Origin of the sequence: Bombella pluederhausensis (genome assembly GCF_026385525.1) — a bacterium.
GTDB classification, from domain to species: domain Bacteria; phylum Pseudomonadota; class Alphaproteobacteria; order Acetobacterales; family Acetobacteraceae; genus Bombella; species Bombella pluederhausensis.
The window spans coordinates 240,845-265,386 of record NZ_JANIDY010000003.1 but is presented as its reverse complement, the minus strand read 5'-3'; the positions used below and the strand labels follow the sequence as shown (position 1 = coordinate 265,386).

At 58.0% G+C, this 24,542-nt stretch carries 23 protein-coding genes and 1 other RNA gene; 10 read left to right on the top strand and 14 right to left on the bottom strand.

What is annotated here, in order from left to right; all coding sequences use genetic code 11:
* Positions 1–6 precede the first annotated feature (6 nt).
* On the bottom strand, positions 7–570 hold the full coding sequence (locus NQF86_RS07560) for a NifU family protein (protein WP_266117062.1): 564 nt from the start codon (positions 568–570) through the stop codon (positions 7–9).
* A gap of 180 nt (positions 571–750) precedes the next feature.
* Between NQF86_RS07560 and fbaA the strand changes: the two genes are divergently transcribed.
* Positions 751–1,881: a class II fructose-bisphosphate aldolase gene (fbaA, locus tag NQF86_RS07555; protein ID WP_266117061.1), complete on the top strand. Its 1,131-nt coding sequence runs from the start codon at positions 751–753 to the stop codon at positions 1,879–1,881.
* Here the strand turns inward: fbaA and NQF86_RS07550 are convergent.
* Positions 1,878–2,195: a hypothetical protein gene (locus tag NQF86_RS07550; RefSeq protein ID WP_266117016.1), complete on the bottom strand. Its 318-nt coding sequence runs from the start codon at positions 2,193–2,195 to the stop codon at positions 1,878–1,880. The genes fbaA and NQF86_RS07550 overlap by 4 nt on opposite strands.
* A 2-nt stretch (positions 2,196–2,197) precedes the next feature.
* Entirely contained in the window at positions 2,198–3,103 is a 906-nt protein-coding gene (thyX, locus tag NQF86_RS07545; RefSeq protein WP_266117060.1) for an FAD-dependent thymidylate synthase, read from the bottom strand.
* A gap of 134 nt (positions 3,104–3,237) precedes the next feature.
* On the opposite strand from thyX, the gene ssrA reads away from it, so the two are divergent.
* The 3 genes from ssrA (at position 3,238) to NQF86_RS07530 (ending at position 5,420) form a co-directional block, all read left to right on the top strand.
* Positions 3,238–3,557: a transfer-messenger RNA gene (ssrA, locus tag NQF86_RS07540) on the top strand.
* A gap of 118 nt (positions 3,558–3,675) precedes the next feature.
* Entirely contained in the window at positions 3,676–4,308 is a 633-nt protein-coding gene (locus tag NQF86_RS07535; RefSeq protein ID WP_266117015.1) for an SspB family protein, read from the top strand.
* Between the two features lie 14 nt (positions 4,309–4,322).
* Positions 4,323–5,420, top strand: coding sequence for an AbrB family transcriptional regulator (locus NQF86_RS07530; RefSeq protein ID WP_266117014.1), 1,098 nt, complete (start codon positions 4,323–4,325; stop codon positions 5,418–5,420).
* Positions 5,421–5,537: 117 nt separating this feature from the next.
* On the opposite strand, the gene NQF86_RS07525 is transcribed toward NQF86_RS07530, so the two are convergent.
* Positions 5,538–6,401, bottom strand: coding sequence for a hypothetical protein (locus NQF86_RS07525; RefSeq protein ID WP_266117013.1), 864 nt, complete (start codon positions 6,399–6,401; stop codon positions 5,538–5,540).
* An 81-nt stretch (positions 6,402–6,482) separates the two neighbouring features.
* Positions 6,483–6,701, bottom strand: coding sequence for a hypothetical protein (locus tag NQF86_RS07520; RefSeq protein ID WP_266117012.1), 219 nt, complete (start codon positions 6,699–6,701; stop codon positions 6,483–6,485).
* Positions 6,702–7,007: 306 nt separating this feature from the next.
* Between NQF86_RS07520 and NQF86_RS07515 the strand changes: the two genes are divergently transcribed.
* A complete protein-coding gene (locus NQF86_RS07515; RefSeq protein ID WP_407652890.1) occupies positions 7,008–8,171 on the top strand; it encodes a transglycosylase SLT domain-containing protein in 1,164 nt (387 codons plus the stop codon).
* 23 nt (positions 8,172–8,194) lie between these two features.
* Positions 8,195–8,782 (top strand): DUF1643 domain-containing protein, encoded by a 588-nt coding sequence (locus NQF86_RS07510; RefSeq protein WP_266117010.1) that lies wholly within the window; start codon positions 8,195–8,197, stop codon positions 8,780–8,782.
* Between the two features lie 24 nt (positions 8,783–8,806).
* Here NQF86_RS07510 and dld read toward each other — a convergent pair whose 3' ends face one another.
* From dld to NQF86_RS07465, 9 genes are all read right to left on the bottom strand, one after another.
* Positions 8,807–10,522 (bottom strand): D-lactate dehydrogenase, encoded by a 1,716-nt coding sequence (gene dld, locus NQF86_RS07505; RefSeq protein WP_266117009.1) that lies wholly within the window; start codon positions 10,520–10,522, stop codon positions 8,807–8,809.
* 176 nt (positions 10,523–10,698) lie between these two features.
* The gene (gene mutL / locus NQF86_RS07500) at positions 10,699–12,582 is read right to left on the bottom strand and encodes a DNA mismatch repair endonuclease MutL (RefSeq protein ID WP_266117059.1); all 1,884 of its coding nucleotides are present in this window, start codon (positions 12,580–12,582) and stop codon (positions 10,699–10,701) included.
* Between the two features lie 71 nt (positions 12,583–12,653).
* Positions 12,654–13,163, bottom strand: coding sequence for a DUF3035 domain-containing protein (locus NQF86_RS07495; RefSeq protein WP_266117058.1), 510 nt, complete (start codon positions 13,161–13,163; stop codon positions 12,654–12,656).
* 103 nt (positions 13,164–13,266) lie between these two features.
* Positions 13,267–13,800, bottom strand: a complete 534-nt coding sequence (gene lspA / locus NQF86_RS07490) for a signal peptidase II (RefSeq protein WP_266117008.1) — start codon at positions 13,798–13,800, stop codon at positions 13,267–13,269.
* Positions 13,797–16,766 (bottom strand): isoleucine--tRNA ligase, encoded by a 2,970-nt coding sequence (ileS, locus tag NQF86_RS07485; protein WP_266117007.1) that lies wholly within the window; start codon positions 16,764–16,766, stop codon positions 13,797–13,799. The genes lspA and ileS overlap by 4 nt, the downstream gene beginning before the upstream one ends.
* A gap of 71 nt (positions 16,767–16,837) precedes the next feature.
* Positions 16,838–17,770, bottom strand: a complete 933-nt coding sequence (locus tag NQF86_RS07480) for a bifunctional riboflavin kinase/FAD synthetase (RefSeq protein ID WP_266117006.1) — start codon at positions 17,768–17,770, stop codon at positions 16,838–16,840.
* A gap of 45 nt (positions 17,771–17,815) precedes the next feature.
* Entirely contained in the window at positions 17,816–18,103 is a 288-nt protein-coding gene (locus NQF86_RS07475) for a twin-arginine translocase TatA/TatE family subunit (protein WP_266117005.1), read from the bottom strand.
* A 104-nt stretch (positions 18,104–18,207) separates the two neighbouring features.
* Positions 18,208–18,711 carry a CHAP domain-containing protein gene (locus tag NQF86_RS07470; protein ID WP_266117004.1) on the bottom strand — a complete coding sequence of 168 codons (504 nt, stop codon included), beginning with the start codon at positions 18,709–18,711 and terminating at the stop codon, positions 18,208–18,210.
* 70 nt (positions 18,712–18,781) lie between these two features.
* Complete coding sequence (locus tag NQF86_RS07465; RefSeq protein WP_266117003.1) at positions 18,782–19,387, bottom strand: regulatory protein RecX; 606 nt, start codon at positions 19,385–19,387, stop codon at positions 18,782–18,784.
* 91 nt (positions 19,388–19,478) lie between these two features.
* Between NQF86_RS07465 and NQF86_RS07460 the strand changes: the two genes are divergently transcribed.
* From NQF86_RS07460 to hslO, 4 genes are all read left to right on the top strand, one after another.
* Entirely contained in the window at positions 19,479–21,107 is a 1,629-nt protein-coding gene (locus NQF86_RS07460; protein ID WP_266117002.1) for a D-aminopeptidase, read from the top strand.
* A 221-nt stretch (positions 21,108–21,328) separates the two neighbouring features.
* Positions 21,329–22,504, top strand: a complete 1,176-nt coding sequence (locus NQF86_RS07455) for an aspartate aminotransferase family protein (protein ID WP_266117001.1) — start codon at positions 21,329–21,331, stop codon at positions 22,502–22,504.
* Positions 22,505–22,516: 12 nt separating this feature from the next.
* Complete coding sequence (gene argF, locus NQF86_RS07450) at positions 22,517–23,485, top strand: ornithine carbamoyltransferase (RefSeq protein WP_266117000.1); 969 nt, start codon at positions 22,517–22,519, stop codon at positions 23,483–23,485.
* Positions 23,486–23,569: 84 nt separating this feature from the next.
* Complete coding sequence (hslO, locus tag NQF86_RS07445) at positions 23,570–24,541, top strand: Hsp33 family molecular chaperone HslO (RefSeq protein ID WP_266116999.1); 972 nt, start codon at positions 23,570–23,572, stop codon at positions 24,539–24,541.
* Position 24,542: the final 1 nt, after the last annotated feature.

Sequence of the window (24,542 nt, the reverse complement as noted above, 5' to 3'; positions counted from 1 at the left end):
CAGCCATTACTCCTCAACAGGCTCCACTGCTGACACCTCAGGGACGTAATGGCGCAGCATGTTCTCCACGCCATGACGCAGCGTGGCACGGGAAGACGGACAGCCAGAACAGGCGCCCTGCATGCTCAGATACACCACACCTTCACGATAACCACGGAAGACAATATCCCCGCCATCGCTGGCCACAGCCGGGCGAACCCGTGTATCAAGCAGCTCTTTCACTCTGGCGACAATATCGGCATCTTCAGGGGAAATAACAGCCTCTGGTGCGGCAATATCGGCGGCCAGAACCTGCTTCCCTGCCCGGAAGAAATCCGTCAGGGTGACCAGAATCTGCGGGCGCAGCGTAGCCCAGTCCGCAGCGTCATCCTTGGTGACAGAGACAAAGTCGCTGCCCAGAAACACACGCCTTACATCCGCCAGAGCAAACAGGGCGTCAGCCAGAGCGGAACGCCCGGCCACAATACCAGCCTCGGCAAAATCAACCGGGTCCCGGTCACCTGTTACATCCCGGCCTGGCAGAAACTTCAGCGTTGCCGGATTGGGGGTGTCTTCGGTTTCAATCAGCATAAGGTCATTCTGTGTCATAGCAGCCTCTCTTATCAGATACCCATGAGATGAGCACCCTTTAACGCAACGCAAGAACAATGGACCTTCATGGTCCTGTTTTTCTGCATTATGTATATCGAACAGGCAGAACAGACTATGCTTTTCAGACCAGCCTTTTCCTTCTTTCACCAGAGACCCGACATGCTTTCCTCTCCCGCTTCCTCCTCATCCCGCCTGTCAGCCATCCAGCCAGGCGTTGTCAGCGGAGAAGAATACCGGGCCCTGCAACAGGCCTGCCGTGCGGGAGGCTATGCTCTCCCTGCCGTCAATGTCAGCAGTTCCACAGCAGCAAATGCAGCTCTGGCAGCGGCCCGAAAAAATGGTTCTGACATCATTATTCAGATATCCGCTGGCGGTGCCTGCTTCTATGCTGGCCAGTCCTTCCCGAATGAGCATCAGGCGCAGATTCTCGGAGCAACGGCACTGGCGCAGCATGTCCACCTTCTCGCCCAACATTATGGTGTGGCGGTCATTCTCCATACCGACCATGCTAATCGGTCCCTACTGGGGTGGATTGATGGGCTTGTCGAACAGAGTCGGCGGCATCATGAACAGACAGGGCGGCCTCTCTTTTCATCCCACATGCTGGACCTCTCGACAGAACCCGTCTCGGACAATATCAGCACCGCCGCCACACTGATGAAGGCTCTGACCCCCTTGGGCATTGGTCTGGAAATTGAGCTTGGCATGACAGGCGGTGAAGAAGATGGCATCGGCATGGAGCTGCACCCCCATGAAACAGCCTGCAACCCATCCCTCTATACCAGCCCGGAAGACGTGCTGAGAGCTTGGAAAACCCTGTCCCCCTTGGGGATGCTCTCCATTGCGGCCTCATTCGGCAATGTGCACGGTGTCTATAAACCGGGCAATGTCTGCCTCAACCCCGATATATTGCGCCAGTCCCAGACGCTCGTGGCGCAGGAGCTCCAGACGTCACCCAATCCCGTTCCGCTGGTCTTTCACGGGGGTTCAGGATCAGAAGAACACGACATCAGGAAGGCTGTGGATTACGGTGTCTTCAAATTCAATATTGATACAGACACGCAGTTTGCCTACGCACGAGGCGTTGCCCGGTATGTTGAAGACCATAAAACAGCTTTCACCCATCAGGTCGACCCGGACACGCACCGTCCGCTCAAGAAATATTACGACATAAGACGCTGGATGCAGGCTGGAGAGGAAAGCTTCATCCAGAGACTGGATGAAACATTCCGGGTTCTGGGAGCCCGTGGGCGCAGCATTGCTGCCCCTGCCAGAACGACCACTCCCTAATGAGCTACGCCACCGCCAGATGATGCTGGTGGCGCAGCAACCTGCTGGCAGGAAACCGTCCCCGCCGGGACCTGCCCACAGGCAGGCAGAGGCCCGTGCCGCCCCGGCAAAGGCCAGAAAATTTCTATCCCCAGAGAGATAAGAACCAACAGCCCCGCCAGCAAAGCCCACGGCAGAAAGCGGGGCTTGTGCCCCAGAAGGGCGGGAATGTTATTTTCCATCTGGAAGCGCCGCCCTTCCCGCAACAAAGATTCAGAATCCTGTACGGGCCCCAGCGGCCTGTCTTCATCATCAAAAGGGTCGGGAGCGGACAAGATCAGCCTTCCAGAACGGCCTGCATTTCGGTCCATTCCCGTTTTGTCAGGCCGGATGTTTCCTGCGTGACCGTCTCACCAGCAAGGCGGCGGCGCAGCACCTTCAGCATCCCCGCAGAAAAGCTGTATGCCCCAAGACGGTACTCCTCAAAAGCCTGTGCCGTGTGCGGCACCCATGCCTTGAGAATCTCAATCATTTTCTGAGCATAGACACGGATTTCATACTGAGCATGAGAATCAGCCCGCAATGCCAGAAAATGCATCAGGTTATGCAGGTCAATTTTCCAGTACCACTGCGTATAGGTGTTGAGTGTCAGATTGATCCGGGCCAGCTCACGGGCAACACCCAGCCCTTCCGGGTCGAGCATCTGCTCATAATCGCCATAACACTGCAACGCATCACGCTGAAGGATAGACAGAACCTCCTGCGCTGTCTCGACGCTAAGAGTATCCCCACGGCCCTGATTATTAACCTTACTCTGTGCGGCAATCTGTGACGCATCTGGCAGGTAGAACTCCTTGTCCAGCACGGAGTAGCGAGCAGAATATTCATTAACACTGGCCATGCGATGGCGAATCCACTGGCGAGCGACAAAAAGCGGCAGTTTCACGTGAAACTTGATCTCGCACATCTCGAACGGTGTGGAATGACGATGACGCATCAGATAGCGGATCAGCCCAGCATCTTCGGATGTCTTTCTGGTCCCCTTGCCGTAAGAGACACGAGCAGCCTGCACAACTGCCGAATCCCCACCCATATAATCCACAACACGGATGAAACCATGATCCAGTAGAGGGAACGGCTCAAAGAGGATCTCCTCCATGGCCGGAACCGTTGGCCGGACCGTCTGGTGAGGAGCGGCACGCAAGGCCGTGATTTCCGAACGCTGATCTTCTGTCAGGGCCATAAGTTTCTCTCCTACCTCTCTCAAATCATCCGTCTGATTCAGAATGACGGGCCTCAAAAGAGGCCCGTATCTTCCGCTCATGATGTAACCGCCTGTCAAGCAGACAGCAAGACGCATACAGCGCCCCGTGCAATCACCTTGTCATGACAGGGAGAAAAGCCTATATCTCTCCGTGCCGGAGGCTTCGGCCTTGGCTATGGCGATAAACGGTAGATGAAATAAGTGTTGTGGACCCGGGGGCAGTGCCCGGCGTCTCCACCATCAGCCTCAAGGCTGGCGCTATGGGGACGAAACAGGCTCGACACGCATGGTAAAGATCTACTTTTTGCCCGGTATTGTTCCGCCGTCATCGGGCTGACTTTACAAGTGCCAACGATAACTCTGAGGTGCTCGCTGTTGCTGCATAAGCGATAAGCGCGGTCCGGGGGGCACCGGGCAACAGAAGCCCCCCACCCATTCCTCCCCGTACATCATCTTTTAATGAAAGAATATCAGGCACAGCCCTTGCGATTTTGTGCAGGCTGTCGCACACCTGAAAGACTTTCTGACGAAACAGATAATGGTCTTCCTCAATGAGTGATGATACCACTGGCCAAGACGGCTTTGACCCCTCCATTCCTGCCAGCCTTCTTCCTTATGATGTCTGGCTGGAAAATGCCCAGCGCGAGGTCATGCTCAAGGCACTGGATTATGTCAGTGAGCACGGTCTGCCGGGGGATCATCATTTCTACATGACCTTCCTGACCAACATGCCCGATGTGGACATTCCCGCCCGCCTGAAGGAACGCTACCCTGAGGAAATGACCATCGTTCTGCAACATCAGTTCCAGAACCTGACAGTGAACCGTCAGGCGCAGTCATTTTCGGTGGGGCTGTCTTTTGGTGGGATTCCCAGCACGCTGCATATCCCCTTCCGGGCCATTACGGCATTTGCCGACCCCCATGTTCATCTCATCCTGCGTTTCAACCCGCACCACAAACCGGAAGATGGCCTTGCCTCAGCCGATGCGGATGAACAGCATGACAGCACCCCGGCAGAAGTGCATGACTTCCGCTCCGTAGCAAGTGAACATAAAGCCACCTCCTCCACACCGGAACAGGGTGGAGATTCCAGAACAGAAGGGGCTGAAGTCGTCAGTCTGGCTGCATTCCGCAAAAAACCATCCGATGAGTCTTCTGAATCACCAGATGACAGACAGAGCTAAGTGAGGTCAGGCGTGTGAATCTGTCGTCCCTCCCTTGGCGATCCCACGGTATGCGATGGGCGGGGCTGACTGCACTCTCCGCTATAATTTCCGGCCTGTTCCTTCTGCTGCATCTGACAGCGGGCATGATGCTCGGCCCCATGATTGCGGGCATCATCATGTCGATCAAAGGGCGTGGCGTTACCATCCGGCCAACCTTTTTCACACTGGCGCAGGCGATCCTTGCCTGTGTGGTTGTCAACAGCCTGACGATGTCTGTCCTGCACCATATCCTGTCCCACTGGATTCTGGTGCTTTTCAGTGTAGTGTCGGTCATCCTCGTCAGTTTCGGCACGGGGGCGGCACTGGCATGGTTCGGTATCATGCCCGGCACGACAGCCCTGTGGGGAACATCCCCCGGCGCAGCCTCCACTATGGTCATGCTCTGTGGCTCCTTCGGTGCCGATACGAGACTGACGGCGTTCATGCTCTATTTCCGGGTTATCATGGTAGCCGTTGCCACATCTCTGGTATCGTGGATTGTCATCCGGACCCATCACAATGTAGCCATGCCTCCCCCTGTACGGGGTGACCTGATTCCTACCCTGCTGCTGATCGCTACCTTCACCCTCATCGGGGTCAGGCTGAAAATGCCAGCTGCTGCCCTACTGCTGACCATCCTCACCGGCGCTGCAGCACAACTCAGCGGTATTCTACAGATCAGCGCCCCGTTTTGGCTTCGGATTCCAGCCTATCTCATTATTGGCTGGTCCATTGGTCTGCGCTTCACGGCGCCCGTTCTGCGCTATGCGCTGCGCTCCATCCCGGCCGTAATGCTGTCTTCGCTCACACTCATTGCTATCTGCGCTCTGCTGGCCTTCCCTGTCGCCCATTTTGCCAAAATAGACCTGCTGAGCGCCTATCTGGCCACCAGCCCCGGCGGATTGGACACTATCATCGTCATCAGTGCCAATATCCCTATTGCTCTCCCCTTTATCATCGCCATGCAGACAGCCCGCATGATCGCCGTCATCACGCTGGGGCCTGCCATAGCCCGCCCGCTTGGCCGCTGGTTAGAACGCCATGCCCGCACCCCTCTGACAGAAAAACTGCTCCAGTCCTCTGGAGACTGAACAGATCAAACCGGATACCGCGACCAGCTCTGGACATGAAAAAAGGCCCCATCAAGGGGCCTTTCCATTATCCTGATCCCAAAAATCTTACCCCAGAATAACCGGGGGGGCAGAAGGTCAGTCTTCTCTCAATGCGTCAAACTCATCAACCATGTCAGGGGTATAAGAGGACTTAGCCTTTTCCAGATACTTCTCCCATTCCGGGACATAGTAGCCATACCCTGCCGGATTCTGGAAGAACCAATGCCGCCATGCATGAAAGACATGATCGTGCTCACGATAAGACGGATCATCCAGAAGATGACGGGCAGCCGGCGGCTTGGCAGCGTGGAAGTGCACAATCGTGGCCCGGTCATCCACACCCCAATAGGGCTTCCAGTTGAAGCGGGCGGACAGAGGGCTCCAGTGTGCATTGTAGAAAATGCGGAGCAGCTCCTGATCGTAACCAGACACATGGTCCAGATTATCACAAAGGAAGTCCACCATCGCAGGCAGGTCACGGCGCATGCGCTCAAGGTTCATCACCATGACGCCTGAATTCATGTCCGTATAGTAATCCTGCTTGCCGAACTGACCACAGGCCGCAAAAATCTCAGGTTTGCAGAACTCAACCTGCGGGTCTTTCAGGAACATCACATCACAGTCCGTATAGAGGACGTACTGATCTTCCTGCTCCAACAGGGGCAGCTCCAGCCGCATGAAGGCCCCTGCTGCTGTATGGATGTAATTAGGCCATTCCGGCTTGAGGCGGCGCTGCGCATCCAGCAGACGATCATAAAAATGCAGACGGTGGAAAATAACATTCACACCGGCGGCCCGCATTTCCCTCGTAAAATCGCACTCATTGCCATCAAAGACCATGTGCGGGATCAGGGTTGTATTCTCACGAGCAGATTGTACAGCCGCCCGAATACAGTCGATAAAACCGTGATCGGGGTCGTTGGAAAGCGTATTTTCCGTAATTGCAAAAAACCACTTCATCCCTTAACGCTCCCCAATACCCAAACTGTCAGATTCATACGATCGGTCATTTACCATAGTCCAGTTCCGGCTAATGGAACCTTACCAGTTTCTGGAAATCAGCCAGAACTCCTCAGACGTCAGCGTCACTGTTCCCTGTCCTGCTGTCTCGGCAGCGGCTCTGGCAAGCGCATGCATACGCTCTATCATGATCGTCTTGCGCTGATTTACCTCAGATGCCTCTTTCTCTGCGGACAAAGTCTGCAAGGCCAGCTCAGCAGCTCGGGCCACCCGGCCAGCGTCCAGCGCAGCGTAAGACATCTTCCGTACCTCATTTCCTCAAGAGTGAACACGCGGCTCGCCATAAGTACAGGCAGAAATCGCTGTCCGGCAGCAATCACACCACTATTATGGGATATTTATGTCAACACTAAGCCTATTTCAGGCTGTTTTTCAATCCCCCGCCCTTTATGGACACCCTTTTGCAACCCTCTATTTACCTATAGAGCCAACCGGCTCTTTACCTCTCTGCCTCACATCATTTCCATGATAAAGGGGAGGCTCATGCCCGCCCCTGCACAGGAAGCCCCCATGATACGCACCGCTGCTGCTGTCTCCCCTGCCCCCATGCGTATGATCCGTCTCTGCCTGACACTGCTGCTTCCCGTCCTGCTGGCAGCCTGCGTATCACATCCCAACACCGGCCCTACTATGCCCGTCATAGAAGAACAGGCAGATTATCAGGCTCATGCCCGGTCGCATTACACGCCACCAGGCCCACCAAATGACCCATGGGGCCCCTATATTAATGAGGCATCCAGCCGGTTCGATGTCCCTGCCGCATGGATTCGAGCAGTCATGCATCAGGAATCAGGCGGGCATCTTTATGACCGCTACGGCAACTTCATCACCTCCACACCCGGCGCCATGGGGCTGATGCAGATCATGCCCCCAGCCTATGATGACCTCCGTACCCAGTACAATCTCGGCCCAGACCCGTACGACCCGCATGACAACATCCTCGCCGGTACAGCCTATATCCGCCAGATGTATGACATCTATGGCTCTCCCGGTTTTCTGGCGGCCTATAATTATGGCCCCGGCAGTCTGGACCATTACCTCCGCCAGAACAGGGCCCTCCCACGGGAAACCCGTAATTACGTTGCAGCCATCGCACCAAAAATCATGGGTATCTGGCCCCGGCAACGCTCTCAGAATGATCTCATCGTGGCCCGCCATGACAGAACAGCCCAGACAACACGCCGCATGGATATGACGGAAGATGACAGTAGCAGCTATGTTGCCAGCCCTGCGCAGGCTGTCCAGACAGCAGAGACACAGGATGTCCGAGCAGCATGGGCGGCTCGTAGTTTCTCCGCCGCACCGTCCCGGCCCGCACCACAACCCCGCCCGCGCGCGCCACAACAGAAGGCACCTCCCCCGGAAGATTCTGACGGCATATTGCGCATCCGCTCTATCCCACTGGCAGACGCTCCCGCCAGCCGGAGAGGAGCCACGGACATGGTTGCTGAATCCACCCATGACTGGGCCATCCAGCTAGGCAGCTATGCTGGCGAACGACAGGCCCTCATGGTCGCAACACAGCTGCGCCCCCGCATCACACCCATTGCAGGCGATGCTACCGTTCATGTCATGCCAGTCCATACAGTCAGGGGAACATTATACCGTGCCCGCCTGATAAACCTGACGCACAGTCAGGCAACAGGGGCCTGTAAGCGCCTGCGGGGCACCATGGATTGCCTCACCATCCCACCCGGCTCAACACCCTGAAGAACAGAAAGCAGCAATCTCCCATGTCACAAACACCCCACCATGTTGGCACGGCAAAACCGCTCCGGCTGGCCGATGATGTGACAAGCACGGCCCTCTATGCCGGGCCGGGTGACTGTTACCGCTATACGCTCAGACGGTCATGGGATGAGACAAAACCCTTCATCATGTGGATCATGATGAATCCTTCCGTAGCTACGGAATATGGTGATGACCGCTCCGTGGCCAAATGCCAGCGCTACAGCCGCCAGTGGGGCTATGGGGGCATGTTTGTCGGCAACAGCTTCGCCTATCGCTGTACGGACCAGAAGCGCCTTCTGGAAGTGAATGACCCTGTCGGCCCGGAGACCGACCATTATCTGCTGGAAATGGCCGGACAGGCGGATTTCATCGTGCTGGCCTATGGGACACCTCAAGCAAAAGAGCTCCGCTATCGTGGCCCGGAGATTGCCCGCCTGCTCCTGAAGGCAGGCCATAAGGTCACGGCCCTGCGGTTGAGCCGGAAAGGCCACCGCCCCGAGCATCCGCTTTATCTACCCGCCAGCCTGACACCCGTCCCTCTGACAGAAGACGATTTCCAATCTCCACGCAGAAAAGGCGCCCTTCTCTAAAGGACGCCTTCCTTTACCCAGATATCAGACGCTTTCAGCCGCCCAGTTTTTCTTTTTCGTCTGGCGGCCAATACCGGGATTCATGCAGTTGCAGGGATCAAGTGACCGATAATGGTCAGTCATGCTCTGCGGAGCGTGATAGAGATGACCCACATTATGCTCGGCAGGATAACGGGCGCCCCGCTTGTCCAGCAACGGCCACATCATTGTCGTTTCGACTTCCATCGGGTCCACACCGGGCCTGACAACATAGTCCTGATGCATGACATGGCAGAGGAAATGCCCATAATAGAGCTTCAGCACGAGCTGGTCGTCCACCTCCTGAGGGAGACGTTCCAGCCATTCCCAGTCATTCCGGCGTAGGGCAACATCCAGTGCCGTCATGCCGCCTGTCCGTTTACCATGGACAGCAACGTAACGATTTGCCGCTCCCGCCGCTGCGAAGCGGTGAAGAAATGCCAGCGTGCCCTCCTGAGTCGTACATTCAAAGAAGGCGCCGTCCACAGCCTGTGCATCTGCAAAGAAACTTTTCAGCCATGGGCGAACCTGTTGGGCCAACGTACCAGACACACGCAGCATGAGATGATGATCGTATTTCCGGTGATACTCCATCATGCGAGCCGGTACCTGTGAAGGCAGGAAATTGCTGCCAAACTGCATCAGCAGATCACTCAACCCATCCGGCACCCATGAGATACGGCGGGCAAAGGAGTCCATCCATGATTTCATACGGAACATGGCGGGCAGATATTTCGTCCCCAGAAAACGGATGAGGGCCACCGTATCCCGGCCATATTTATCCGCAATGGCGAAGGCATCCCGGTGCATATATTCCCCGGCAATCGGCAATTCATCAAAAGCCGTCAGCAGATGGCGGCGAACCTTCTCCAGCGTATCGGTCTTATTGCTGCCAATATAGAAAACAGCCGTATCTTTTGCCGCAGGGAACGTATCCAGCCGCACAGCAAAGACAATCAGCTTGCCCGCATTACCGGAAGCCTCGAACAAACGGCCCGGATCAGCATTGTAACGCCCCGGTGATGCTTCATCGACCTGACGGATGCGATTGACATAGTCATCATCATGAGCCTTCTGCTTGCCAGACCAGTCCACATCGTCCGGGCTGTAACGGCCATGTTCCAGCGCATCCAGCACGGACTCAGCCACATCCTCATTCTGAAAACGGATGCCCAGATGATTGACCAGATGCAGTTTCCCCTGTGCATCCACCTGCCCATAAAGGGCCATCTCCGTATAAGCGGGGCCACGCTGAACCAGCGCCCCGCCGGAATTGTTGCTCACCCCCCCAAGGACAGACGCCCCAATACAGGATGATCCAATAACAGAATGAGGCTCCCGCCCCAGCGGAGCCAGTTTTTCTTCCAGCTCATACAGGTCCGCTCCCGGCAGGCAGACAACCTGCTTCCCTTCTCCCAGAAGCTGAATGCCTTTCAGCCTGCGTGTGCTGATGAGAATGATCGGCCTGTCGTAATCATCACCATCCGGTGTGGACCCTCCCGTCAGCCCGGTATTGGAAGCCTGCATAAGAACAATACGCCCGGATTCCACAGACAGCTTCGAGACACGCCACAGCTCCACAAGGGAACCAGGAATGACGACCGCTTCCACCTTTCCATCCCCGAAGCGAAACCCCTTGCGATACCCATAGGTCGCACTTTCTGACGTCAGGACATGTCCGGCTCCGACAACAGACTTCAGATCATCGACAATATCGGCCATTCCATCCTCTTTCTGTCCTTTCCATCATCTGGGGCATCCCCGGAAAGAAAAGGTCATCTCCGTGAAATAAGGCGTGATATTACCCCTCATCTCATCCAGATAACCATAGACAGTCCCGAAAGGCAGGGCTGTTTTTCTGTCAAAGAAATGTGAAAAAGGCCCGTAAAGACGAGGCGTTATTTGGTCCGGCCGAACAGTTTTTCCAGCCCATCCTTATCCAGCTTCAGCCATGTTGGGCGACCATGCGGGCAGGTATTGGCCCGAGGATGCTGTTCCATGCCCCGCAAAAGGGCATCCATTTCTTCCTGTTTCAGAAGACGCCCTGCACGGATGCTGCCATGACAGGCCATCCGGGCCATGATGGCCTCAAACCGTCCATCAAGACTATCCGTTTGTCGAGCTGAAAGATCCGGCATCTGGACGAGTTCTTCCGCCACATCCCGCAGAAGACCGGCCACATCGCCCCCACTTAACGGAGCAGGAATGCTACGCACCAGCACGCTGCCACTGCCGAATGATTCAATCTCCAGCCCGAAGCCAGCCAGTTCCTCCGCACAATGTAGAAGGGCCTCGGCAGATTCATGCGGCAGGTCTACCACTTCCGGCATCAGCAGGGCCTGTGCCCGCACGGCTCCTTCTTCAAAACGGGCCCGCAGACGTTCATGAGTCAGACGTTCATGAGCGGCGTGCTGGTCTGTCAGGATCAGGTCACCATCCGGGGCAATGGACAGGATGTAGGTGGCATGAATCTGGGCAATTGGCACACCGAGCGGCTGGACAGGCTGTTCCGTCTCCACCGGATCGGCTGGAACAGTCTGAAAAACATCTGCCGCAGCAGCCCGACCAGATGAACCATAATCACGCTGGTTCTCGGCAAGACCAGCCACCGGCATCTTCATGCTTCCAGACGATGAAGAAAGCCGCCGGACAGACGTGCCAAACCCAAAATCAGCCGGTGGCACCTTGCTGGCCCCCGTATGCATGTAGGAATAAGACGTCCCCGGCACCTTCTGCCCGATGGAAGACGCACGGCGACCAATAATGCCAAGGTCCGCCTGTATACCGCCCCCTTCTCCAGCACTGCGGGCCAGAGCACGCCCCACAGCACCGATGACAAACCCCCGCACCTCAGCTTCATCCGCAAAGCGCAGTTCTGTCTTGGCGGGATGGACATTCACATCCACACGATCCAGCGGAAGCTGAAGATGCAGCAGCAGGACAGGGAAACGCCCTTTCTCAATGACAGGCCGATAGGCCACACGCACGGCTGTCCTCAGAATGGGGTCCACCACGGGCCGGTGATTGACGAGCATGAACTGCCCGTTCCCTGTCCGTCTGGTCTCCCCCGGCCCACAGACATAGCCCGTCAGCCGCATGGCTCCACGCTGCTCATCAAGCGCCAGAAGTCCATCCGCAGGCACGCCCAGTATGGTAGCAACACGGGTCTGCATGTCCTGCGGCGGAAGATTGAACACCTCCCGCCCATCCATAATAAAACTGATGGCACAGTCTGGAGCGCTCAGTGCCACACGCCGCATGACGGCCTCAGCGTGGCTGCCCTCTACCCGTGCCGTTTTCAGGAATTTCCGGCGGGCGGGGGTCGCAAAAAAGAGGTCCCGCACCACAACACGGGTCCCCACGGCGCCAGCCGCCGGTATGGGACCTTCAACCGCACCACCCTGCACGGAGAGCTCCCAGGCGGTTTCTGAAGTCTCGGTCCGTGATGTCAGGAAAAGGCGGGCACTGGCCCCGATGGAGGGCAATGCCTCCCCACGAAACCCCAAGGTTTTGATCGCCGTAAGGTCATCATCTGGCAGTTTAGATGTGCAGTGCCGTTCCACAGCCAGAAGCAGCTCATCAGCCTCCATCCCCCGGCCATTATCGATGACTTCGATCAGCTCGCAGCCACCACCCCGCAGGGTGACCTCAAGGCGGGTGGCACCGGCATCCAGAGCGTTTTCCACCAGCTCCTTGAGTGCGGCAGCCGGACGCTCCACCACCTCACCCGCAGCGATGAGATCCACGACATGATTGGACAGACGGCGGATGACAGGCCGCATCACAGACTCCTCCTCAGGCAGACAGGCAGGGCAGAGCAGGACGGGTCAGAGACAGAAGGCAGAACGCCCCCTTATTTGCCGCCTTTCCGCAGGGTCGGCGTTGCCCCCTCGGTGAAGCTCTGTCCCAGAGCTTCATTCTTCTGAATACGGCGGTTTTCAGCTTCACCATCCACGACACTGCCCGCACGGCCACCCTGCCAGAACAGCAGGCTGTCCACAAAGCCAGCATCAGCATCGCCCAGCTCGGCATTGTTCGGGCCATGTGCAGCAGATGTAGCGCTCTGGACAAGAGCCGTCTGGCCAGCGCTGCCCGTTCCCTCATTCGGGTGCAGAGCAATATCCGGGTCCAGCGTTTCCAGTGCCTGCATACGAGGGCTTTCATCCGGCCGGTTGGCATTGGCAGCACCCGGAAGGGCCAGCTGCTCGGAAGGCGGCATGGAAAGCGGTGCACGGGTTGTCACGGTGTATTCATCCGGCAGGCTGCGCTGAAGGCCAAAACCACGTGCCACATCGCTACCGGAGCACCCAGCCAGCGCCAGCCCGAACGTGGCCAGAACACCCAACCGGACCCCATAACGCATAACTGAAGGAGCAAAAAGCCGCATGACAGGTTCCCGCACTGCACTCACAAGAAGATGGCCAATCCTATAGAGCCCGTCTGCAATGGGCAAGCCGGTTATCGTTTTATACATGCCGGCTGCGCCGTTCCACCAGCAGAGAGTCCAGCAGCCAGAGCCCTACCCCACACACGATGGCAGAATCAGCAATATTGAAGACATACCACGACCAGTCTCCGACATGGACGTGAAGGAAATCCACGACAGCCCCATAGCGGAGACGATCAATCACATTACCGACAGCCCCGCCAATAATTCCCCCACAGGCCAGACTGACCAGACGGCGCCGGGAACGGGCCAACGCCACCAACAGCCCGACCACAGCCAGCAGGGAAATGACGATGAACAGCCAGCGCCCATGCCCGCCGAACATTCCGAATGTCACGGCATGGTTCCAGACCATCGTGAAATTGAGACCCGGCATTATAGGCACGGTCCGCCGCAGGGGCAGGTCCAGCCAATACAGCACCCATTCCTTGCTGACCTGATCCACAAACAGGACGATCAGGGCTGTAGCCAGCCCAACCAGCCGCCACCGTGGGAAAGAAGGTGAAGCAGACGCTCCACCTCCCTTTACGCCTTCAGTCCCGGCCTGCTTCATGCAGTTACCGCATCAAAGCAGCGTAGACAGAGATGGCTGTGATCCTCATTCTGCCCGACATCCGGCAGGACACGCCAGCAACGGGCACATTTCTGCCCATCTGCACGGCTGACCTTCACCTCATCCTCGGCCTGCCCTTCCTGAACATGCACCTCTGAAGCAAGACAAAGCTCTGCCCAGTCAATCCCTTCGGACACGACCTGCTCCTCGGCCGTCAGCGGCAGATGAACCTGCGCCTCCAGCGAAGACCCGATCATGCCCTCACGGCGAGCCCCTTCCAGAGCTGTGGTCACACGGCGGCGTATCTGGCGCAGGCTCTCCCAACGCTCAGCCAGTTCAGGATCATACCAGCCTTCTTCCGGAACAAAGAGACGTTCCAGATGCACACTGCTTTCCTGACCAAAACGGGCCTGCCATGATTCTTCCGCCGTAAAGACCAGAGCCGGGGCCAGCCATGTCGTCAGGGCACGATGCAGCACATCCAGCACGGTACGGGCTGCACGGCGTGTATGAGACTCTGCCGGATCGCAGTACAGGACATCCTTACGGATGTCGAAATAGAAAGCCGACAGCTCGTTATTACAGAAATTATGCAGCAGCGGATAAACGCCATTCCACTGATGGGTCTGCACGGCCTCCTGCACACGCTGATACAGCTCATACACACGATGCAGGATATACTGCTCCAGCAGTGGCAGAGCCTTACGGGCCTTTACCGTGGCCTTCTGGCGAAGGGCACGGGCGGCCTCGTCCGGGACCAGCCTGTCCAGCATCACATCCACCGGGGCAGACACGTCATCCCAGCCCAGAGGCAGAGCTTCTGCCTCCGTAAAGCCATCCAGCGCTCCCAGCAGCCAGCGCAGCGTGTTCCGCACACGGCGATACAGCTCGCCCTGCTGCTTGAGAATCTCCTGACTGATCCGCAGGTCTTCATTCGTATCGGAGTTCAGAACCCACAGGCGCAGCACATCTGCACCCAGTGTCTTCGTCACATCATCCGGCACGATGGTGTTGCCGAGGGACTTGGACATCTTGCGCCCCTGCCCGTCCAGCACGAACCCATTCGTCACGACCGTTTTGTAAGATGCTTCGCCCTCAGCCCCTACACTCTCCAGAAGGGAGGACTGGAACCAGCCACGATGCTGGTCAGAACCTTCCAGATACAGGTCAGCCGGGTAGTTCATCCCCTCCTGATGCAGGACGAAACGATGGCTGCATCCGCTCTCGAACCAGACATCAACAATATCGAAGACCTGATCATAATCATCCGGGTTGCGGCCTTCACCGAGATAGACGGCTGGGTCCGTATCGTACCACGCATCAGCCCCACGCTCCTTGAAGCTCTGCACGATGCGGGCCATCACGTCTGCATCCCGCAGGACTTCGCCAGTGCGCTTCTCCACGAACACGGCAATCGGCACACCCCATGAGCGCTGACGGGAAATACACCAGTCAGGCCGCTGCTCAATCATGCTCGTCAGACGGCGACGTGAGCTGGCCGGGACAAAGCTGATGTTATCAAGGGCCTTCAGGGCACGCTCACGCAAACCGGGGCCGCCCTCATCCCCTTCACGGGGTTCCATGGCAATGAACCACTGAGGCGTGGCCCGGAAAATCACCGGCTTCTTGGAGCGCCATGAATGCGGATAGGAATGGACAATCTCTGCACGGGCCATCAGACCACGGGCCGGAGCCTGCTCCTGCCGGGCCTGTTCCCGCACCTGTGTCAGCAGATCACAAACGGGCTGCGTAGCCTTGAAGACATGAATGCCACCCAGCTCCGGCATCCACTCAACATAGGTGCCGTTGTCGCAGACTTCTTCCGTCACTTCCACGCCATGGGCACGGCAGAGCATGAAGTCATCATGACCATGGGCCGGAGCCATATGCACCAGACCCGTACCGGCATCAGTCGTAACGAACTCACCAAGCAGCAGAGGCACATCATAATCGAACCCACGCCCCCGTAGCGGATGGGCGAATACTGCCCCTTCCAGCGCACTGCCGGGGAGGGTGTGCAGCACCTCGTGCCCGCTGATGCCTGCCTCGGCAAGGAAGCCTTCCAGACGATCCTCGGCAATGATGAGCTTTGCCTCGACCGGTACGAGGCTTTCCTCTTTCACGCCCGTGACACGGATGACGTTATAGGTAATCTCCGGCCCCGCAGCGAGCGCACGATTGACGGGGATCGTCCACGGGGTCGTGGTCCAGATCACCGCTGAAGCGCCAGAAAGAACCTGCCCTTCTGTCGGGTCCTTCACATTGGGGAAGGCCACGAACAGGGTCGTTGATGTAATATCGTGATATTCAACTTCCGCCTCAGCCAGAGCGGTCTTCTCGACCGGACTCCACATCACGGGGCGCAGCCCACGATAGAGGCGGCCATTGAGCAGGAACTTGCCGATCTCCTCCGCAATCTGTGCCTCGGATGAGAAATCCATCGTCACATAGCGGTTATCCCACTCTGCCTGAATCCCCAGACGCTTGAAGTCCTCCCGCTGGGCTTCCACCCATTTTGCGGCATAGTCCCGGCATTCCGCACGGAACTGAAGGACCGGCACGGCGTCCTTATCCTTGCCCTTCTTGCGGTATTCTTCTTCAACTTTCCATTCGATCGGCAGGCCGTGACAATCCCAGCCCGGCATGTAGCGCACCTGTGCCCCATTCATGCGCTGAGCACGGTTGATGACGTCTTTCATCACCTTATTGAGGGCATGGCCGATATGAATATGCCCGTTGGCATAGGGCGGGCCATCATGCAGTGTGAAGACACTATCCGCCTTACGCCCTGCTTCGCCTATCTGGCCGTCCAGCCCCATCTCTGCCCAGCGAGCCAGCATTTCCGGCTCCTTCTTGGGCAGATTCCCCCGCATGGGGAAAGACGTTTTGGGCAGGAAGACCGTCCCCCGGTAACGCTCCTGCTGCTCACGGAAAACGGTATCGGTCTTTTCTACAGGCTCAGACATGGAATAGGTGCGCCAGCTCTCAGTATCGGAATAAAAATACCTCTACTTATGGAGAGAGTGACCCCGCCCGGTCAACCCCTTGTCTTGCTGAGCACCTGCTTTGCTTGTGCAGCATCAGCTGCAATATGGGCCTTCAGTTCATCCAGTGAGGAAAAGCGTTTTTCATCCCGTAATAGGGCAACAAGCTCTACACTGAGTATCTGGCCGTAAAGGTCTTCATCCACACCAAACAGATGCGCCTCCAGCCGGCTCTCACGCCCGTCATTAATGGTCGGACGGCGGCCAATATTGGCAACACCGGGCACGAGCCTGCCATCTGGCATCCGCACACGCACGGCATAGACCCCTCTGGCGGGCTCCATATGTTCACCCAGAGCGATATTCGCTGTCGGGAAGCCCAGCAGCCGCCCCCGCTGATCCCCTTTAACGACTTCCCCCGTGATGGCCCAGTTGCGCCCCAGAAGCTCCGCCGCTTTCTCCGGGTATCCTTCCTGAAGCAGGCGGCGTATCCGACTGGAGGAAACCGGCCCAGCGCCATCAGCCAGCTGAGGGACGATACTGACACCAACCCCATGCTCGACCAGAAGCTGCTCCAGCAAAGCAACATCACCTTCCCGGCGATGCCCGAATGCAAAGTCAGCACCACAGGCCACATGAGCTACATGGAGCCCTTCAATCAGCACATCCCGGACAAAAGCCTCTGCCCCCAAATGAGAGAAATCTTCATCAAAATCGGCCTGCACCACACAGCTCACGCCTTGTTCCTTCAAGGCCGCTGCCCGCACTTCCGGGCGCATAAGACGGAAGGGCGGATCCTGCGGGCGGAACAGGGACCGGGGATGAGGCTCAAAAGTCAGCACGCCCAGCCGACAGCCGGGGCGAGCCATCTTCAGGCTCTGCAACAGATGCACATGACCACGATGCACACCATCAAAATTACCCAGAGCGACTGCCGCCCCCCAGCAAGAACGGGGCACGGCCCGCCAGTCTGTGCAGAAAGTCATATCAGCATCATCGGGTCGTCATGAACGGGGAGTGTCCTATGCCGGTCAGTGAGACCGATGGCTCTCATCATCAGCCATACGGGCATCGGGCTGCTGTTGAGCAGGTGCCCCCTGCGTCTGGCTCGTAGCCTGCTGGTGCTGTGGAGCAGAAAGACGCTCGTCAGCCGGCTTCTGGCTGGCAGCATCGCCATCTTCCTCAGCCATACCTTTCTTGAAGGATTTGATCCCCTTGGCAAAATCACCCATCAGGCTGCTGATCTTGCCACCACCACCGAACAGCACCAGAACAATAACGGCAAGGATTATCCAGTGAATCGGACTCATGCTGCCCATAGGACCATACTCCCTAATAAGGTTAAGGCGTTCTTCATGTGGCAAGGGCATGCAGATTGTGCAACCCCTCAGGCCGTACGCACTTTTTACGTCACGGCTGCATCCTAGCGCATCGGCAGGATAAAACCATAGGTAGGATACGCACGCCTGCCCATACTTCCCACCGGGGCCCACCAGACACGGACAAGCGACCAGTCCCCCCGGGCAGACACATCCTCCACAGGAACATCATGTTCGATGCGCCCACCGACCCAGTTAGCATGATCCACCTCAATCCGCCGTTTCGTACGGATGCGCCGCACGACCGATACATGACCATCCGGAATGCGGGAACTGGCCCGAAAAACCAGCACACTCCCTTTCTGTGGCTGGTGGCTGCGCTGGTAATGGCCCCGCGCCTCCCACCACCAGCTCGCCGCCCGTCCCCGCAGGTTGATGCCACTCACCTTGCGGGCATAAGGCGCACACTGCACCGGCCCATGATAGGACCCGACTGAACTACAGGCACCAAGAGTGAAGCAGGCAACAAGAACGGTCAGCACGCCCCAGCGGGTATGACCCCGCTGTCCTTGCCCGACAGACTGCCCTTCTTCCATATTCCGCCTCACACCATTCTTCCTTTCTGAAAGCGGCCTATCCAATCATTACGGCTAAATCCGGCCCTTGCCAGAACGCCCCTCACAGAGACCGGAACTCAATAATGAGGTCTTCTGCTTCTTCCCTGTCCATCGCAAGAGCCTTCACGGCAACGTCCTGCGAGAAACCATTACGGGCAAAGATAGCCAGCACTTTCATGCGGTCTTTCTCTGGCCTATCCGCCCGGTGGAACGGTCCGACTGTTCTCTTGCGGGCCAGAACCAGCGCAGCGGCCAGCTCGGCCTGACGGGCACGATCTTCTCCAGCCTCTCCAAGGCTTTCATCCACAGCCTGCCGGACGGTCTCGCCATCCACACCCTTTGCCTGAAGATGCGCCTGCACAGCCCGGCGGGACCGGCCGGAGCGGGTGAGATTACGAGCCTTGGAGCGGGAAAAACCAGCATCATCCACAGCGCCAAGCTGTTCCATCTCCTCCACAATCTGCCCGATCAGAGATTGGCAGGCTTCTTCCTGCATGGCGACTTCTTCGGCAAACATGCCTGCCCGCATAGCCCGCACACCCCAACGGCGGACACGCCGCTGCAACATCTGCCGCAGGCTCTGCCGTGTCGTAGCAAAACGTGCCAGATGAGCCAAAGCCGCCTCTCTTAAGCTCTGATAATCCGGTGAAGGTGGGATAACATCCATGCGATCAGTCCATAACCTGCCTTGCCCCGCCTGCCCAAAGTCTTCATCACTAGAAGCAGGCCCCGCCCATATTACCTGCCAGTGAGTTCCCATGCACGCACAACGCTCCTCCCTACCCCGAACCGAGCGCCTACAGGCAGAAATACACGCCATCGCCGCCCGCTATCCCGGCCCCGGCGGTGCTGTGGCCGTCCTGCATGAAGGGCAGGTGATTGCCCAGCACTGCTGGGGTTATGCGTCTCTGGAACACCGCCTTCCCTTCACGTCATCCAGCCTGTTCCGCATCTGCTCCATCACCAAGCAGTTCACCTGCGCCACCATGCTGGACCGCTACGAAGACCCCGAAATCCTCGCTCCTTATATCAGCAAACGTTTCCCGCATCTCCGGTCCGATCCCCCCACGGTCGCACAGCTGGCGAATAATCAATCCGGCCTGCGGGACTACTGGGCCGTAGCCATGCTGCATGGTGCCGCCATTGAAGGCACATTTGGCCCGACAGATTCCGACCGTGTCATCGCTGGAACCCGCTCCCTCCAGTTCCTGCCCGGTACGTCCTATTCCTACGTCAACCAGAATTTCCGCCTCATCTCCGAGGCCATGGAGGAAGAAAGCGGGCTGAGTTTTGCCGAGCTGCTCCAGCAGCATGTGTTCGACAAAGCAGGCATGAAACGAGCCATTCTCGCCGCAGAAACCAGCGCCCTCCCCGATGGCACAACCGGCTATGAAGGCACACAGGAAGGCGGATACTGGCCCGCCCGCAATCATATCTACTGGACAGGCGATGCCGGAATGGCCGCATCTCTGAATGATATGATCGCTTGGGAACAGTACATCGACCAGCAACGTGATGACCCGAACGGCCTCTACAACCGCATGAGCCAGCCTGTGCAATTCGATAACGGACACAAGGCCCCTTATGGCTTCGGGTTGCAGCACGGCAAGATCGCAGGGCACGAGATCACCGCCCATGGCGGTGCATTGCGAGGCTGGCGCTCCAACCGGCTGCACTGTGCGGCACTGCGCCTCTCCATTGTCGTACTGTTCAACCACATGTCCCCAGCCCATCAGGCAGCGGCAAGCCTGTTCCGTGCCTTTCTGGGAGAGGCTGAAAAACCCTCCATCAAAACCACACTACCCGACAAGCAGGAACCACACGCTCTTGAAGGTCTCTGGCTGAATGAAGAAACCGGCCTGTCCACCCGCATCACGGCGGCAGAAAAAGGCACATTGCAGCTCCGCTATCTCATGCTGCCCGAAACTCTGGACATCATCACCCCACACCTTGCTGAGGCTGGTGCTGTCCGTGTCCGTCACATTCAGGCTGAGGAGGACACACAAGAGACTGCCGGCCCCCAGATTATCATGGGGCGACCGGGGGAAAACCGTCATGTCATTCTCCGTCCCTACCCCGACACACCCCAGCCTGAACCGGCAGAACTGGTCGGAGACTATGTCTGTGAGGAGCTGGATGGCTCCCGCTTCACCATCACCAATCAGGGCGGGCTGTTGCATGGTGGCTTTTCCGGTTTTCTGGGCACGGGACGCATGGAACGGCTCACCAATCTGGGGCCAGACCTGTGGACCTTCCCCTGCCCCCGTGCCCTCGACCACACTCCACCCGGAGACTGGACGCTGCACTTCCAGCGGCGCAACGGGCGCATTCATCAGCTACGTGTCAGCTGTTGGCTGGCACGAAACCTTGTCTATCAACGCCTGTAAGGTTATCGTTCCACTTCCGAACCATAAGGCCATGACATGAAGGCTCCGTCATTGCTTCCCTGAAAACAGGGTTTGACGATTCCCCTTTCTGCAAGCAGTATGGTTCGGCAGTCTCCCCCTGATCTACGGACAGGGGCGTTTCCTGTTGGGGGCACATCCTATGCCATACAGCGAAATGCAGGCTGCACGTCGTTATTTTTCAGACTGGGAACGCGTCCACAATGATCGCCTCCATCATGCCGAACTACAAACGCTTCGACCTTGCCTTTGAGCATGGTGAAGGCCTCTGGCTTACCGGCACGAATGGGCGACGCTATCTTGATTTCGGGGCCGGAATTGCCGTGTCCTCCCTTGGTCACGGCCACCCCGCCCTCGTGGACGCCATCACCACACAGGCAAAGAAGCTCATCCACGTCTCGAACCTCTATCAGGTGCCGCAGGCCAAGGCTCTGGCAGACCTGCTGGTCGCAAACAGCTTTGCGGATTCCGTCCTGTTCTGCAATTCCGGGGCAGAGGCCAATGAAGGCCTCATCAAGCTGATCCGCCGGGCACAGTACAAAAACGGTCATCCAGAACGCACACGGATCATCTGCTTCAACAATGCTTTTCATGGCCGGACGCTGGCCACCATCTCCGCCACCGGCAACCCGGCCTATCTGGAAGGGTTCGGCACGCCAGTAGACGGGTTCGACCATGTCCCCTTCAACGACATTAATGCCGTCCGTGCAGCTGTAACAGACCAGACCGCCGGTATCCTGCTGGAACCCATACAGGGAGAAAGTGGCATCCGGGCGGCAGATCATGAGTTCCTCCGTGCTCTCCGGGCCCTGTGTGATGAAAAAGGTCTCTATCTGGGCATTGATGAAGTACAGAGCGGCATGGGGCGTACTGGCACGCTCTTTGCCTTCGAACAGGCAGGCATCACGCCGGATGTCGTGTCTTCCGCCAAAGGCATCGGGGGCGGCTTCCCGCTCGGAGCCGTACTGGCCAAGGCAGAGCTCGCCCAGCATCTCACCCCCGGTACACACGGGACCACCTATGGCGGCAATCCGCTGGCCTGTGCTGCCGGTCTTGCTGTCGTGAAAGAAATACTGGCACCCGGCTTTCTGGACCATATTCGCAAGACCGGCGAGGCGTTCGGGGCCATGCTCCAGAAATGCGTGACAGACCATCCCGACATCTTCGAGGATGCCCGTGGCACCGGGCTGATGCGGGGGCTGCGCTGCCGCATCCCTGCCGGTGACGTGCTGGCTGCTGTCATGGAGGAGGGCCTTCTGGCCATAGGCGCAGGGGACAACGTGCTGCGTCTGGTTCCGCCCCTCATCGCAACTGAGGCTGACTGTCAGGAAGCCTGCACCCGCATCGGGCGTGCTGCTCACGCCCTCGCCAACACATAAGGAGACCACTGCGTGAGCACCACCAACGCAGCATCCCCCCGCCACTTCCTCGACATCAAGGATCACTCCACCGAGACACTGCGGCACATCCTCACACTTGCTGCACGGGTCAAGGCCCTTCAGCAGGGGCGCAAGCACCCGCTCTGCCCCGGCCTGCCGCTGGCTGGTCGGGCGTTGGGACTAATGATGTCCCGCCCCTCCACACGCACCCGTGTCTCCTTTGAAGTCGGCATGAAGCAGCTTGGCGGGACCGTCAATGTCCTGTCCCCTTCGGAGATGCAGCTTGGCCGTGGAGAATCCATTGCCGATACGGCCCGTGTCCTCTCCCGTTTCGTGGATGTCATCACCCTGCGCACGGGCACCGATGCCAACCTGCGGGAACTGGCCCGCTGGAGCAGCGTGCCGGTCATCAACGGGCTGACGCCGGTATCCCACCCCGTGCAGATTCTAGCCGATATCCTCACCTTTGAGGAACATCGTGGCCCCATTACTGGCAAGAAGCTCGCATGGATCGGCGATGGCAACAATGTGGCCACCTCCATGATTGAAGCCGCCGCCCGTCTGGGCTTCTCCCTGCACATCGCCACGCCGGAAGGCGAATTCACGCCGTCTGAAACTGCTGTGGCATGGGCCCGCGAACATGGCGCTGACATCCAGCTGACACACGACCCCAAGGAAGCCGCCAAGGGTGCCGATGCCGTCATCACCGATACATGGGTCAGCATGGGGGACAAGGATGCGGAAAAACGCCTCAAGATTTTCCGTCCTTATCATGTGGATGAAGCCCTGATGGCACTTGCCGCACCGGGGGCCCTGTTCATGCACTGCCTGCCTGCCCATATAGGGGAAGAAGTCAGCAAGGCCGTGTTCGAAAGCCCGGCCTCCGTTGTGTTTGATGAAGCAGAAAACCGCCTGCACGCCCAGAAAGGGCTACTGCTCTGGTGCCTGAAAAAGGATGACCTTTCAGCCTATCAGGGTTAAGCCCCGCATCTGTTCCTCACCCTGACGCTGCCTCTACCGGGGCCCTGTCAGGGTAGGAAACGGACAGGCCGGAAAGAGAGAATTATGACCTCGGTGACAGAGACCACCACAACAGCCCCCCGTCCGCATGACGTGCCGGACCTCACGGTCGCCCATGCCATCACCCCCTTCCATCTGGGCCATGTGCCTGTTCGTGGGCGGCTCATCACGCTTGGCCCGCTGGCCGGTGCCATCCTTTCCCGTCATGATGAGCTACCAGAGCCGGTCCGTCTGCTTGGTGGGCAGGCTCTTGCCCTCGTGGCGGCCATGGCAACGGCTCTTAAATTCAAAGGCTCCTTTTCCCTTCAGGTGAAAGGTGACGGGCCAGTTTCCCTCTTTCTGGCAGACTGCACAGACACGGGTGAGCTGCGCTTCACGGCCCGCATGGCCGAGGACTACACCACCCCCCTGCCAGAAGATGCACCCGGCCTGCTGGGCAAGGGATACATGGCCTTCACCGTGGATCAGGGGCCGAATACGGAGCTGTATCAGGGTATCGTAGGGCTGGAAGGCAAGGACCTGTCTGAAATGGCTGTCCATTACTTCCAGACCAGCGAACAGCATGACTGCGCCATTCATCTCTTTTCCCGCCATACGGATGCAGGCTGGCAGGCCGGGGCGCTGGTGCTGGAACGCCTGCCTGACAGCACGCCTCTGGCCGGCAATGACGACCAGAAACATGCTGAAGCCACTATTCAGGACCTGTGGGAAACGGCCCGGACATTTGGCCACACCCTCACGGCTGATGAGCTGTTCGACCCGGCCATTTCTCCCGCCACGCTTATCAACCGTCTTTTCGGGACGCTGGATGTAGAGCTCTCCCCGGCCAGACCGCTCTCCTTTGGCTGCCGGTGCAGCCGGACACGGCTTCAGGGTGTGCTGGAACGCTTCAGCAAGGATGACCTTGACCATATGGCGCAGGACGGCGTGATCTCTATGGAATGCCATTTCTGCAATACGGCCTTCACCTTCGACCGTGACAGCCTGCCCGCTGGTCATGCCGAAGGTAACGCCTGAG